We start from the raw sequence: 13,966 nt of genomic DNA, 5'->3' as shown, positions 1-13,966 counted from the left end.
TGCGGAGCTCAGCGCCATCCACGACCGTATGCCGGTGATCATTGCGCCTGCGGATTACGAAACGTGGCTGACGGGCGATGCGGAAGACGCCGCGAAGCTGATCCGCCCGGGGCCCGATGGCAGCCTCACGGTGGAGCCCACGGTGATCAGCCGCACGCCCGCGCGCAAGCCGCCGCCGGCGAAGCCGGATCAGTTGAGCTTGTTGTGATGAAACTTGTGTCCCGCGCGCAATCCCTTTTGACCGTCCTCGCGGTCAACGCCGCATCAGGCCCAAGGCCCGCGTCTGCCTTTTCTCCCGCCCGATCAGCGCCGCTCAATCGCAAATGGGGGATATTGCAGCGATCCTCACCAAGGGGAGGGGGCTTCGCCTTTCCTCACCCCTCCCAGCCATAATCCTTCCGCGCCGCCTCCACCGTCACCAGCCCGGCTGCGATGTCCGCCTCCAGGGCCGCGCGGTCGCGGCGGTCCGGCCTCCCAAAGCCGCCGCCGCCGGGAAGTTCCAGCACCAGCGAGTCGCCCGCTTCGATGATATGGATGCCCTTGCCGGGCAGCTTCGGGCCTGACCCCCGCGCCGCGAGGCCGGCGCAGCCGGGTTGGCCGCCCTCGCGGCCTTTCGCGGGGTGAATGACGCGGTCGAAAGTGGCGGCCGAAATCGCAAAGGGCGCATCCTCGGTGTTGGCGATCTCGATCCGCTGCGAGACGCCGCCGCGCCACTGGCCCGCGCCGCCCGAGTCGGCAAGATAGTGCTTGCGGCGGAAATAGAGCGGGCACTGCGTTTCCGTCACCTCGATGGGGATGGCGCCCACGCCGGACGGAAAGGCGGTGGTGGCCAGTCCGTCCTTGCCCGGCCTTCCGCCGATGCCGCCCAGCCCGATGTTGATCACCGCGAAGTTTTTCGCCTTCGCCGTCCGCTCCGGCGGAACCCGTCCGTGGGCGGAGTAAAGCGACAGGATCCAGATCGGGCCGGCGCTCTCCGCCTGCACCGCGCCGGGCAGCGCCTGGGCAAGGCAGCCGAAGACGCTGTCGGCCAGCATCTGGCCGATCACGTGCCGCGCCGTGACGGGCGAGGGGCGGACCGGGTCGATGATGGAGCCAGGCTCGGTGACGAGGTCGAAGCAGGAGAGCGAACCGATGTTGTTGGGCACATGCGGCGCGATCACCGCCTTCAGCCCGAACACCGCATAGGCATGAGTATAGGTGCGGGGAGAGTTGATGCCGAACAGCGAAGCCGGCGAGCTTCCGGAGAAATCCACCGTGATCCCGCCGTTCCTGATGATGAGTCTGGACTTGAGCGTCAGCTCGCGCTCATAGCCGTCGAGCGGCATTTCGTAGGACCATTCGCCCTCGGGAAGCGCCTTGATGGCGGCGCGCACGCCCTTTTCGGACTGGGTGAGGATGTGCTTCGCCAGCGCGTCAAGCGAGGCGAGCCTGAACTCCTTCATCATGGAGGCGAGGCGGCGGGCGCCCGTGTCGTTGGCGCTGATGAGGGACAGAATATCGCCGCGGACTTCCACGGGCGCGCGCGAATTGGCGAGGATCACCGAGAGCAGCTCCTCGTTGAGCTTTCCCTCCTTGCGGATCCTCGAATGCGGGATGAGTGTTCCTTCCTCGAAGGAGGAGTTCGCCTTGGCCGACATGCCCACGCCGCCCACGTCGATCACGTGGCAGGTGGAGGCGAAGAAGGCGACGAGCGTTTTCCCCAGGAACACCGGCGTCATCATCACGTAGTCGAACAGGTGCCCGGTGCCGAGCCACGGGTCATTGGTGATGAACACGTCGCCCGGCTTCATGGTGGCCTGCGGGAAGCGCCTGAAGAAATGCGCGACCGCGGTCGCCATGGTGTTGACGTGGCCGGGTGTTCCGGTCATCGCCTGGGCGATCATGTTTCCGCGCGGGTCATAGACGCCGGCGGAGAGGTCGCCCGCCTCGCGGGTGATGGCGCCGAAGGCGGTGCGCAGGAGGGACTGCGCCTGTTCCTCAACCACGGCGATCAGGCGGTTCCACATGACCTGCGTGCGGATGGCGGCGAGTGCGTCCCGGCTCATCGGCGGCGCTCCATGACGATGTATCCCAGCGAGTTGATGGAGGCGTTGAAATTGGCGCCGACGATGGTGGAGGTCTCGTCCTCGGCGATGATGGCGGGGCCCCTGATGGCGGCTCCCGACTTCATGTCGAAGCGCCAGTAGACGGGCGCCTGCGCCTGTTTGCCCAGCGCGGGATCATAGATGGCGCGCTTCGAGCGCGGCTTGGGCGCGGCCCTCTTCGCCGCCTTCGCCGCACGCCCCGGCTTCCTTGCTTGCGAGGAGACGGTGACCGACCAGGTGATGGCCTCCGCCTCCTGGCCGGGGATGCGCAGGCCATAGACCTGTTCGTAGAGCCGCTCGAACGCGGCCTTGAGCCTCGCGCCATCGGCCCTGGCCAGCTTCTTCACCGGCACGCTGACGCGGATTTCATGGCCCTGTCCCACATAGCGGCAGTCAGCGGTGATCTGGATCGCGGGCGTTTTCCTGCCGAGCGCCGGCGCGACCGCGGCGCGGGCGTCCGCCGTCATCGCCGCGAGAAGCTTGTTGACGCGCCCGGCGCTGAAATCCGCCAGCGGAACAACCGCGCTTTTGGTGATTTCATAGGCCACGGGCGCGCGCAGGAAGCCGATGGCGGAGCCGACGCCTGCACCCTTCGGCACGATGATGGTGTCGATCCCGGTCTTCTCGGCGAGGCGGCAGGCATGCAGCGGCGCCCCGCCGCCGAAGGCAATCATGGTGCAGGAGGCGATGTCATGCCCGCGCTCGATGGCGTGAACGCGCGCCGCATTGGCCATGTTCTCCTCCACGATCTCGGTGACGCCCGCGGCGGGCCAGAACTCCCTGAGGCCCAGCCTGCTGCCGATGTGCTTGTGCAGCGCCTGCTTTGCCGCCGCCTCATCGAGCGGAATCTTGCCGCCCGCGAAATAGGCCGGATCGATCTTGCCGAGTGCGAGGTTGGCATCCGTCACCGCAGGCTCGGCGCCGCCGCGGCCGTAGCAGACGGGGCCGGGGGTGGAGCCGGCGCTGTCCGGCCCCACGGTGATGCGCGACAGCTTGTCGACGCGCGCGATGGAGCCGCCGCCCGCGCCGATCTCCACCATCTCGATCACCGGGATCCGGACGGGAATGCCCGAGCCCTTCATGTTGCGGTAAGCGCGCGCGATCTCGAACGTCCTTGCGCGCTCCGGCTCTCCGCCGGTCAGAAGGCAGATCTTCGCCGTGGTGCCGCCCATGTCGAAGGAGAGGACATACGGCAGCGCGCATTCCGCCGCGATCTGGGCGGCAAGGATGGCGCCGCCCGCGGGGCCGGATTCAACCAGCCGGATGGGAAAGCGCGCCGCGGTCTCCAGCGTGGTGAGGCCGCCGCCCGACATCATCAGGAACAGCGGGGCCGAGAGATTCATCTCCTTCAGCCGGTCGCGCAGGCGATAGAGATAGCCCGCCATCAGCGGGCGAACATAGGCATTGGCCACGGTGGTCGAGAAGCGCTCGTACTCGCGAATCTCGGGCGCCACCTCGGAGGAAATGCAGATGGTGACGTCGCCGGGCAGCAGCTTCGCCAGCAGGTCCTGCACGCGGGTCTCGTGACCGTCATGCGCATAGGCGTGGAGGAAGCCGATGGCCACCGACGTCACGCCCTCGGCGATAATGCGCTGGGCGAGGCCCCTGACGGCGCCCTCATCCAGCGGCAGCAGCACGCGACCGTCGGCCGCGATCCGCTCGGCGATTTCGAAGCGCAGCGGGCGCGGCGCCAGCGGCGCGGGGCGGTCGATCATCAGGTCATAGTGATCGAAGCGCTTCTCGTAACCCTGTTCGAGGATGTCGCGGAAGCCTTCGGTGGTGATGAAGGCGGTCTTCGCCCCCTTGCGCTCGATCAGCGCATTGGTGGCCAGCGTCGTGCCATGAATGAAGACGCCGATGTCCTGCGGCCCGAGGCCGGATGCCTCCAGCACCAGCCCGAGGCCCTCGATCACGCCCAGTTCCGGCGCGTGGGTGGTGGTCAGCACCTTGCCGGACCAGCGCTTCGCACCATCCTCCAGCACGATGTCGGTGAAGGTGCCGCCAATGTCGGCGGCGAGCTTTGCTGTTTTGGCCATGGCACGTGGTTAGCCCCTTCAGAAGGCATTCGCATCCGGATTCTGAGGGGTGTGTTGCAGAAAGCCCGGCATGCCCTTATCAATCCCCTCATGGCCAAGGTGACCATCCAGGATGTGGCCCGCGTGGCGGGGGTGAGCGTTGCGACGGTGGACCGGGTGCTGAACCGCCGCCCCGGCGTGCGCGGCGTCACCGTCAGCAGGGTCGAAACCGCCATCCGCGACCTCAATTACCAGCCGGACCGCATCGCGGCGCGGCTTGCCCGCTCGCGCGAATACCGTTTCTGCTTCGTGCTGCCCGACCGCACCGGCGATTTCTGGGAGCGCATCAACGAGGAAGTGCGCACCATGGCGGAGCGCATGCGGGGCGAGCGCGTGTCGATCGCCGTCCGGCGTGTCGACGTGTTCGACGGCGAGCTCCTGGCCTCCACCCTCGATTCGATCGGCGACGTGCATGATGGCGTGGCCGTGGCTGCCCTCGACCATCCGGCGGTGCGCGAGGCCATCAATGCGCTGGCCGACCGCGGCGTCACCGTGGTGACGCTCGTGTCCGACGTGCCGGGCTCGAAACGCATGCACTATGCCGGCATCGACAATTCCTCGGCGGGGCGCACGGCTGCCAGCCTGATGGGCCGCTTCCTCCGCGGCATGACGGGCAAGGTCGGTCTGATCGCGGGCTCCCTCGCGCTGCGCGATCACATCGAGCGCCAGTTCGGCTTCGAGCAGGTGCTGACGCATGAATATCCAAACCTGCGGGTTCTGCCCGTCCGCGAGTCGCGTGACGACTGGCGCAAGCTCGAGGAGATGACGGCGCAGCTCCTGGCCGAGCACCCCGATCTCGCCGGCATCTATAATGTCGGCGGCGGCACGCGCGGCATCGTCCTGGCGCTCGAGGCCGCGGGCCGCGCGAGGGATGTGGTGCTGCTGGGCCATGACCTGAGCGACGCCAACCGCAAGGCGCTGATCCGCGGCACCATCGATGCGGTGATCAACCAGGACCCCGGCCACGAGGTGCGCAGCGCCATCCGCGTCCTGATCGCCAAGGCGGACAATCTGCCGCTGATCGAAAGCCAGGAGCGGATCAGGATCGATATCTTCCTGCGGGACAATCTGCCGTGATGTGATTGGTGCCGTCAGCCCGGCGAAAGCCGGGACCCGGCTTTCCACGCGGTTGGTGCCCAAAGCGGGACGGCAGCTTCCGCCGGGGTGACGGATGAATGGGCCTGTAAGAATATAATCATCGGCAAAGCCCCGGCCGCGTCTTATAGGCAATCGCAACACTCTCGTCCGCCGCCACATCGCCGTATCCGATATAAGCAGGGGCGGGTCTGTTCAGGAAGCAATGCCGGGGATGCGGGTTCAGGCCGGTCAAGATGAAGTTGCCGGTTGACGAAATTCTACTGCACCGTTCCCCGCGCATCGACCTTCACGGCGCCCAGAACCTCGCTTCCGCGCACGAAGACCACCTTGTCGAACAGATTGGTCACCGGGCACACGTGGTTGGGCGTGATGCGCAGGAGGTCGCCCACTTTCGGCTTGTCGTTGACCTTGGAGATATCGAGGAAGCCGTGCTCCTCCGACATGTTGTAGACGCGTGCGCCCGAGAGCGCGCGCACCTCGCCGAAGCCTTCGAGGCCGACGAGGTCGCTGGTCAATGACTTCGAGCCCGCGTCGATCATGGCGCGGTCGCCCGTCGGCACGCTGACGACGGTGGAAAGCACGCTCAGCGCGCAGTCGTCGGGCGCAGCCGAGCCCGCGGCGATCTGCATGCGGTCCATGTAGATATAGGTGCCGGCGCGGTATTCGCTCACATGGTCGAGACCATCGTCCTTCCACATGTCGGGCGAGCCCCCGGCGGAGACGGCTGGAACCTCAAGGCCCGATTTCGAAAGCCCCTCGCGCGCCGTGTCGAGGAAGTGCGCCATGGCTCCACGCGCGCCATTCTTCGGCAGCGTCATCAGCCCGCCAAACGCCAGGCCCGGCGCTTGGTCGATGGCCTGGGCCAGCGCAATCGCGGCCTCAGGGCTCTGCACGCCGTTGCGCGCGGCCCCCGTGTCGCATTCGACCAGCACCGCGATGTCGCGGCCGGCAAGCGCTGCCGCATGCGACAGGCCTTCGAGCACTGCGGCATTGTCCGCCACCACTTTGATGGCGGTGCGTCTCGCAAGATCGGCCAGGCGGCCCAGCTTGTGTTCACCGACCACGTTGAAGGTGAGCAGCATGTCGGTGATGCCGGCCTCCGCCATCACCTCCGCCTCGCCCAGCTTCTGCACGGTGATGCCCCTGGCGCCGAGGCCGATCTGCGCCTTCGCAAGTGGCACCAGCTTGTGCGTCTTGATGTGCGGGCGGTTGGCGAGGCCCGCCTTGTCGCAGCGCGCCTGCCAGCGGCGGAGATTGCGCTCCACCACGTCGATGTCGATCACCGGAACGGGCGTTTCGAGATCCTCGAGGCGGGCGCCCAGGGGTTCGAAATCGAAATAGCCGAGAATGTTCATGGCGCGATCATAGCGCATGTTTCGTTCAGGCGGAATCACCTGGACGGAACATGCGCCAGATCATATGCCGGAGCATGATCTTATCGCAAAACCGGAACCCGCTCTTGCGGACCATTCTCCAAATCGAAACCTGCTTCAGCCCTGTCCCGCAGGAAACCCTTGCGCCGTCCGCCCCGTTGGTGCTGAAAGCCGCGAGGAGCATCGCATGCCGGATTTCGTGCAGTCATTGCTGACGGGCGAGGCGCTGTGGGCGCTTGGCCAGGTCATCGTGATTGACCTGGTGCTGGCGGGCGACAATGCCGTGGTCATCGGCATGGCCGCCGCCGGCCTGCCGGGGGAGCAGCGCAACAAGGCCATCCTCGTCGGCATCCTCGCGGCCACTGTGCTGCGCATCCTGTTTGCCGCCATCGCCACCCAGCTGATGCAGCTTCTGGGGTTGATTCTGATCGGCGGCATCCTCCTTCTCTGGGTGTGCTGGAAGATGTGGCGCGAACTGCGCGACGGCAGGGCGGAGCAGGAGGGCGTCGAGAACGTGACCGGCGAAGACCTGAACGCCGACCAGACCATTGGCAGCCCGCCCACCGGCAAGAGTTTCGCCCAGGCCGCCTGGCAGATTATCGTGGCGGACGTCTCCATGTCGCTTGACAATGTGCTGGCCGTTGCGGGCGCCGCGCGCGAGCATCCGGGCGTGCTGGTCATCGGCCTCGCGCTGTCCATCGCGTTGATGGGGCTTGCCGCCTCCTTCATCGCCAGGCTGCTCAACCGCCATCGCTGGATCGCCTATGCCGGTCTCGCGATCATCCTCTATGTCGCGCTGCACATGATCTGGCGCGGCGTCCTCGAAATCTATCCCGTGGTGACCTGATGCTGAATTTCGACGAAGCCCGCTTCCTCAGGATCGAATCCGGCGCGGTGGCGCTGGCCCCCTCCATCCACGCCGCCACCGGCGAACTGCTCGCGAAGGGCGCCAGGAACATCTTCTTCCTCGGCGCCGGCGGGGCGGCCATCCTCATGCAGCCCGCGGCCCTCATGCTGCAGCGCCGCTCGGGCCTTCCCGCCTTCATGGAAATTTCGGCGGAGCTTGTCGCGGGCGGCCACCATGCGCTGGGCAGGCACTCGATCGCCGTCATCCCCTCGCTCTCCGGCGCCACCGGGGAATCGGTTGCGGCACTTGATTATTGCAAGGACAGGGGTGCCGCCGTCATCAGTCTGGTGGGCCACAAGGACACGCCGCTCGGCCAGAGGGCAGACCACGCCTTCGTCAACTTCGCCGGGGACGACACGTCCTCCGAATCCTTCTATCTCCAGTCGCTGCTGATCGCCCTGTCGGCGATGGCCCATTGCGGCGAGTTTGCGGACTATGAGCGCACGGTGGCGGAACTCGGCAGCCTTCCGCATCATCTGCTCGCGGCAAAACAGGCGTTCGAGCCGGAGGCCCTGCGCATCGCGGAGGCCTTCAGCACCGAGCCCTGGCACATCATCACGGGCGCAGGCGGCTGCTGGGCCGAAGCCTGGTACTATGGCATGTGCATCCTCGAGGAAATGCAGTGGATCAGGACCAGGCCCGTGCATGCCGCGGATTTCTTCCATGGCGCGCTGGAGCTGGTCGAGACGGGTGTGAGCGTTGTGATCCTCAAGGGCGAGGATGCCTGTCGCCCGCTCGCCGATCGCGTGGAAAACTTCGCCCGCCGATACACCGGCAAGGTGACGGTGCTCGATACGTCCGTCTTCGCGATGCCCGGCGTTTCGCCGGAGACGCGCGCATTGATTTCGCCCGTGATCCTCGCCACCGTCCTGGAGCGGCTTTCGGCGCATCTCGAGGTCAGGCGCAACCATCCGCTGACCACCAGGCGATATTACAAGAAGGTTTCCTATTAGAGCGCCGGGCGATCAATTGACTCCATGAGATTTCCCCTCCCCACAAAGCCCCGCCCTCATCTTTCCTCTCCCCCGGTGGGGGAGAGGAATAATAAAGAGGGCGGTTTCATGCCATATGCGACAGGCGTCCCCGAAAAGGTAAGAAATCATTCCGATTTCAACTTACCGCCCGGCGCTTTAGGGCAGTTCCTGATCCAATGGAATGGAAACGCTGCCCTGTCTGTCTGCAATTTGTTTTGTCGCATTGTCTATGGTCAACCGGTTTCCGCCTGACCGGATCATGCGCCTGGTCATATGCCTGAGCATGATCTTGTCGCAAAACCGGTTCCACTTTTGCGGATCATGCGCCTGGTCATATGCCTGAGCATGATCTTGTCGCAAAAGCGGGTTCCACTTTTGCGGATCATGCTCTATGGGATGACGGCATGACGACGTTCTACCCGCGCGACATGAAGGGCTATGGCCGGGCGATCCCCGACCCGAAATGGCCGGGCGGCGCATATGTGGCCGTGCAGTTCGTGCTCAACTACGAAGAGGGCGGCGAGAACAACATCCTCCATGGCGATGCCGCGTCCGAGGCCTTTCTGTCCGAGATCGTCGGCGCCCAGCCATGGCCCGGCCAGCGCCACTGGAACATGGAGTCGATCTATGAATATGGCGCGCGCGCCGGCTTCTGGCGGCTGTGGCGCATGTTCACCGGACGCAGGGTTCCGCTCACCGTCTATGGCGTCGCCACCGCCATGGCGCGCTCGCCGGACCAGGTGCAGGCCATGCGGGAAGCGGGCTGGGAAATCGCCAGCCACGGTCTCAAATGGGTCGAGCACAAGGATATGCCGGAGGAGGAGGAGCGCCGCCAGATCGCCGAGGCGATCCGCCTGCACCGGGAGGTGACCGGCGAGCGCCCGCTCGGCTGGTACACCGGCCGCTGCTCGATGAACACGACGAAACTGGTGATGGAGGAGGGCGGCTTCCTCTATTCCTCCGACGATTATGCGGACGATCTGCCGTATTTCCTGAACAGGGCGAATGGCGGCCGGCACCTCATCATTCCCTACACGCTCGACGCCAACGACATGCGCTTCGCCACCCCGCAGGGCTTCAACACCGGCGGGCACTTCCACGAGTACCTCAAGGACAGCTTCGACTGCCTTTACGAGGAAGGCCGCCGCGGCTCGCCCAGGATGATGTCGGTGGGCCTGCACTGCCGCCTTGCCGGCCGGCCGGGCCGCGCGGCGGGCCTCGCCAAATTCATCGACCATGTGCTGGAGCACGAAAAGGTGTGGATCCCGCGCCGCATCGACATCGCCCGCCACTGGCTGACGACATTCGGATAACCGCATGGCCGTTTCCCTCCACGACCTCTCGAAGATGACGCGCGCCGCGCGGGGTCGGCTGCTGAAGCGCGCCGAGGCCGATCTTTCGGCGTTCGAAGAGAAGGTGAAGCCCATCATCCACGCCGTGCGCCATGAGGGCGACGAGGCCGTGGCGCGCTTTGCCCGCCAGTTCGACAAGGCGCCGGTCGAGGCCGGTTCGCTGGCCGCCACGGAGGCCGATTTCGCCCGTGCGGAGAAGACGCTGGACCCGCAGGTGAGGGAAACCCTCGGCTTCATGGCGGGCTCCATCGCCAGGTTTCATCAGGACCAGAAGCCGGAGGACATGTGGTTCCATGAAATCCGCCCCGGCGTCTTCGCGGGCGACCGCACCGCCGCCATTGCCTCGGTCGCCTGCTATGTGCCGCGCGGCAAGGGGGCGTTTCCGTCCTCGGTGTTGATGGCGGCGATCCCGGCGACCGTCGCGGGCGTGAGGGAGATCTGCATCATTACCCCGCCGGGACCGGACGGTTCGGTCGATGACGCGACGCTGGTCGCCGCGCGCATGGCGGGGGTCTCCAGGGTGTTCAAGGCCGGCGGCGCGCAGGGCATCGCGGCCGTGGCCTATGGCACGGCCACGATTCCCAGTTGCGCGAAGGTGGTGGGGCCGGGAAGCCCCTGGGTGGGCGCTGCCAAGCGCCTCGTCTCGCATGTGATCGACACCGGCACGCCGGCGGGCCCCAGCGAGCTGATCGTGCTGGCGGATGACACCGCCGACGGCCGCCTCGCCGGGCTCGACCTCATCGTCGAATCCGAGCACGGGCCGGACTCCTCCGCCTTCCTCGTCACCTGGAGCCGCAAGGTGGCGGAAGACGCGATGCAGGCGATCCCCGGGTTCTGGGGTCAGATGGGCGCGCAGCGCGCCGCCTATTCCTCCGCCGTGCTGTGCGGCCCGATGGGCGGCATCGTGCTGGCGCGCGACGAGGCGGAGGCCATCGCCTTCTGCAACGATTATGCGCCGGAGCATCTTTGCGTTCACTCCGGCGAGCCCTTCCAGTATCTGGGCCGGCTCGAGAATGCGGGCGAGATCCTGCTGGGCCGCCACACGCCGCCGACGCTCGGCAATTTCGTCATCGGCGTCAACCATGTGCTGCCGACCGGCGGCTGGGCCAGGACCGGCTCGCCCCTGAGCGTCCATGATTTCATGAAGCGCACCACGGTCGCCTATGTCACCGCCGCGGGCTATCCGGAACTGGCCAGGCACGGCGGGGTGATTGCCCGCTACGAGGGCTTCGACGGCCATGCCAATGCGGTGTCCGAAACCCGCGCCCGCCTGCTGGGGACAGATCGATGACCATGCGCAGCGGAGGCCGGATCCTCGTCGACCAGCTCAGGATCCACGGCACATCGCACGTCTTCTGCGTGCCGGGCGAAAGCTACCTTGCGGTGCTCGACGCGCTGCATGATTCGCCAATCAGGACCATCGTCTGCCGCCAGGAGGGCGGCGCCGCCTATATGGCCGAGGCCGCGGGCAAGATCACCGGCCGGCCCGGCATCGTCATGGTCACGCGCGGACCCGGCGCCACCAATGCCTCCTGCGGCATTCACGTGGCCGCGCAGGATTCGACCCCGCTCATCATGTTCGTGGGCCAGGTGGCGCGCGGCATGAGGGACCGCGAGGCCTTCCAGGAGATCGACTGCAGGGCCGTCTTCGGCTCCATGGCGAAATGGGTGGCGGAGATCGACCGGGCGGAACGCATCCCCGAGATCGTCAGCCGCGCCTTCCACGTGGCGACGCAAGGGCGCCCCGGCCCGGTGGTGATCGCGCTGCCCGAGGACATGCTCGCCGACCGGGTGGAGGCGGCCGATGCGCTGACCTTTGCGCCCGCGGTGATGAAGCCCGGCGCCGCCGACATGGAGGCGCTGCGGCAACGCCTGCTCGGGGCCTCCCGCCCCATCCTGATCGCCGGCGGTTCCGGCTGGAGCGCGCAGGGGGTGAGGGACCTCGTGCGCTTCGCGGAGACGTTCGATCTTCCCGCCGCCGTTTCCTTCCGCCGCCAGATGCTGTTTCCGGCCGATCACCCGAACTTCGCGGGCGATGTCGGCATCGGCCCCAACCCGAAGCTGGTGGAGCGCGTGAAGACCGCCGACTTCGTGCTGCTGGTGGGCGGCCGCCTCTCCGAGATGCCCTCGCAGGGCTATACGCTGCTCGACATTCCGGGCGACGGCTCGAAGCTCGTCCACATTCATCCGGGTGCGGAGGAACTGAACAAGGTCCACCGCGCGGGCCTCGGCATCCTCGCCACGCCCCATGCCTTTGCCGCCGCCGCCGCGGAGTTGCCGAAGCCCGATGCCGTCCCCTGGGCGGGCGCTGCCGGGGCGGCGCATGCCGAGTATCTGGCGTGGAGCGACACCGCGAAGATCAAAACGGCGGGTAACCTTCAGATGGCCGGGGTCATGGCGCATCTGAAGGAGGCGATGCCGGCGGACACGGTCTATTGCAACGGGGCCGGCAATTACGCCACCTGGGTGCACCGCTTCTGGCCGTTCCGGGCCTTTGGCTCGCAGCTTGCCCCCACTTCGGGCACCATGGGCTATGGCGTGCCGGCCTCGGTGGCCGCCAAGGCGCTGCTGCCCCACCGCGAGGTCATCGCCTTCGCGGGTGATGGCTGCTTCATGATGAACGGCCAGGAATTCGCCACCCTCATGCAGTATGGGCTGCCGGTCATCGTGGTGGTGGTCGACAATGGCATGTATGGCACCATCCGCATGCACCAGGAGCGGGAATACCCCAACCGCGTCTCCGCGACCGGGCTCAGGAACCCGGATTTCGCCGCCCTCGCCCGCGCCCACGGCGGACATGGCGAAACCGTCCAGCATACAGCGGAATTCGGCCCCGCGCTCGAACGCGCCCGGGGCAGCGGAAAGCCCGCCATTATCCACTGTTTGCCGGATCCGGAGGCCATCACGCCGGCCCGCAGCCTCACCGATATCCGCAACGCCGCCCTGGCGAAATAGGAAAACTTGACGGCAGGGCCTCCCTGAGGCTCAAATAGGGCCATGACAGCCGCGTCCCGCGCCGAAACCGTTCCGCTCGCCGCCCATGCCACCTGTGCTGCCGCCGGGGTGCGCGACGGGCTGCGCGCCGCCCAGTATTACATCCGCGACCTCGCCAGCGCGGACCGGTTCGGCAAGGGCGAGGCCCACCGCGTGCCCTTCCTCTCCCGCGTCGTGGCGCGGGGTGCGCGCATGGTGGACGGGCTGATGAACCGGGGCGCCAATCTCTCGATCGCGCTGTTCCTGCCCTCCTGGCGCAAGCTGCCGTCGCCCTTCACGCCCGGGCTGATGCATGCCGTGGCCAAGGACATCCGCAACGACCGCCTTGCCCACAACCCCACCTTCAACGCGTATTTTTACCGCGCCGCCATCCACGTTGCCGGGCGCTATTCGTCGCCTCCCTGGCTCATCCTCGAGCACCGGGTGGATGCCGCCCGCCGCAGCCTGGCGCCGCGCCTCGCCGAGACTGTCTCGGACAATGAAATGATGGCGCGCATTCTGATCGCGCTGGTCGGGCAGGGGCCTGTCGCCCGCATCGGCGCGGTTTCGGAGAAGAACCGCTTCTTCGCGAAGGCCGAGGCCAATGTTGCGGTGTTCTCCATCGCCTGCGTGGCGTTGATGTTCGCGGCGGACGGCAAGCCCACCGGCGCGATCGACGAGGACGGGTTCTTCACCGTCACCGGCGCGCTCATCGGCCCGCGCCTGTCCGCCATTGCCCGCCTTGTCGAGGCCAATGACGAAGCCGGTCTGGCGCGCGAGCTGGCTGACATCAAGTCGATGTACTGAGCAGGCCCCGTGGTCGCCGTTGCCGACGGCCCTAAAGCATTTTCAGGTCCAGCGCATGTTCCGGGAAGGCGGGTCCACCCGGTGGGAACATGAATGTGCCGGGCGGTTCCCACGGGTCAGGAATAATCTGTCCCGCCCCCGCCACGAGGTCAAGGCTATCGCAAACGGGATTTGTGCTTTTTTTCTTCTTTCCTCTCCCCCACCGGGGGAGGCGAATCGCATATGGCGGCGGCGTGTCTTGTGCCATGTCAATTTTCCCTTCTCCCGTCGCGGTACGCGATGGGAGAAGGTGGCCGACAGGCCGGATGAGGGCTTCTTTCCGC

At 66.7% G+C, this 13,966-nt stretch carries 10 protein-coding genes and 1 pseudogene; 8 read left to right on the top strand and 3 right to left on the bottom strand.

Translation table 11 applies throughout. The features are described 5' to 3' along the window. A partial coding sequence (locus IOC69_RS06135; protein ID WP_290542659.1) for an SOS response-associated peptidase family protein occupies window positions 1-208 on the top strand: 208 nt, incomplete at its 5' end. A gap of 166 nt (window positions 209-374) precedes the next feature. Here IOC69_RS06135 and IOC69_RS06130 read toward each other — a convergent pair. Together IOC69_RS06130 and IOC69_RS06125 are read right to left on the bottom strand one after the other, a co-directional pair. Then, on the bottom strand, window positions 375-2,045 hold the full coding sequence (locus IOC69_RS06130) for a hydantoinase B/oxoprolinase family protein (RefSeq protein WP_290542658.1): 1,671 nt from the start codon (window positions 2,043-2,045) through the stop codon (window positions 375-377). Next, the gene (locus IOC69_RS06125; RefSeq protein WP_290542657.1) at window positions 2,042-4,120 is read right to left on the bottom strand and encodes a hydantoinase/oxoprolinase family protein; all 2,079 of its coding nucleotides are present in this window, start codon (window positions 4,118-4,120) and stop codon (window positions 2,042-2,044) included. The genes IOC69_RS06130 and IOC69_RS06125 overlap by 4 nt, the downstream gene beginning before the upstream one ends. 90 nt (window positions 4,121-4,210) lie before the next feature. Here IOC69_RS06125 and IOC69_RS06120 point away from each other — a divergent pair, with 90 nt between their 5' ends. Next, on the top strand, window positions 4,211-5,236 hold the full coding sequence (locus tag IOC69_RS06120; RefSeq protein WP_290542656.1) for a LacI family DNA-binding transcriptional regulator: 1,026 nt from the start codon (window positions 4,211-4,213) through the stop codon (window positions 5,234-5,236). Window positions 5,237-5,514: 278 nt separating this feature from the next. Here the strand turns inward: IOC69_RS06120 and IOC69_RS06115 are convergent, their stop codons facing one another. Then, window positions 5,515-6,630 carry an alanine racemase gene (locus IOC69_RS06115; RefSeq protein ID WP_290542655.1) on the bottom strand — a complete coding sequence of 372 codons (1,116 nt, stop codon included), beginning with the start codon at window positions 6,628-6,630 and terminating at the stop codon, window positions 5,515-5,517. A 187-nt stretch (window positions 6,631-6,817) separates the two neighbouring features. Here IOC69_RS06115 and IOC69_RS06110 point away from each other — a divergent pair, with 187 nt between their 5' ends. The 6 genes and pseudogenes from IOC69_RS06110 (at window position 6,818) to IOC69_RS06085 (ending at window position 13,643) form a co-directional block, all read left to right on the top strand. Next, complete coding sequence (locus IOC69_RS06110) at window positions 6,818-7,477, top strand: TerC family protein (protein WP_290542654.1); 660 nt, start codon at window positions 6,818-6,820, stop codon at window positions 7,475-7,477. Beyond that, window positions 7,477-8,490, top strand: a complete 1,014-nt coding sequence (locus IOC69_RS06105; protein WP_290542653.1) for an SIS domain-containing protein — start codon at window positions 7,477-7,479, stop codon at window positions 8,488-8,490. The genes IOC69_RS06110 and IOC69_RS06105 overlap by 1 nt, the downstream gene beginning before the upstream one ends. Before the next feature lie 425 nt (window positions 8,491-8,915). Next, window positions 8,916-9,806, top strand: a pseudogene (puuE, locus tag IOC69_RS06100) (allantoinase PuuE); the annotation flags it as partial. A gap of 22 nt (window positions 9,807-9,828) precedes the next feature. Next, the gene (gene hisD / locus IOC69_RS06095; protein ID WP_290542651.1) at window positions 9,829-11,154 is read left to right on the top strand and encodes a histidinol dehydrogenase; all 1,326 of its coding nucleotides are present in this window, start codon (window positions 9,829-9,831) and stop codon (window positions 11,152-11,154) included. After that, a complete protein-coding gene (locus tag IOC69_RS06090; RefSeq protein ID WP_290542650.1) occupies window positions 11,151-12,818 on the top strand; it encodes a thiamine pyrophosphate-binding protein in 1,668 nt (555 codons plus the stop codon). Before hisD ends, IOC69_RS06090 begins: the two co-directional genes overlap by 4 nt. A gap of 42 nt (window positions 12,819-12,860) precedes the next feature. Then, window positions 12,861-13,643 carry a hypothetical protein gene (locus IOC69_RS06085; RefSeq protein ID WP_290542649.1) on the top strand — a complete coding sequence of 261 codons (783 nt, stop codon included), beginning with the start codon at window positions 12,861-12,863 and terminating at the stop codon, window positions 13,641-13,643. Window positions 13,644-13,966 lie beyond the last annotated feature (323 nt).

The organism is Aestuariivirga sp. (assembly GCF_020252405.1).
Classification (GTDB): domain Bacteria; phylum Pseudomonadota; class Alphaproteobacteria; order Rhizobiales; family Aestuariivirgaceae; genus Aestuariivirga.
Note: the sequence above shows the minus strand (reverse complement) of the source record. Positions and strands in the feature narration are given on the sequence as shown.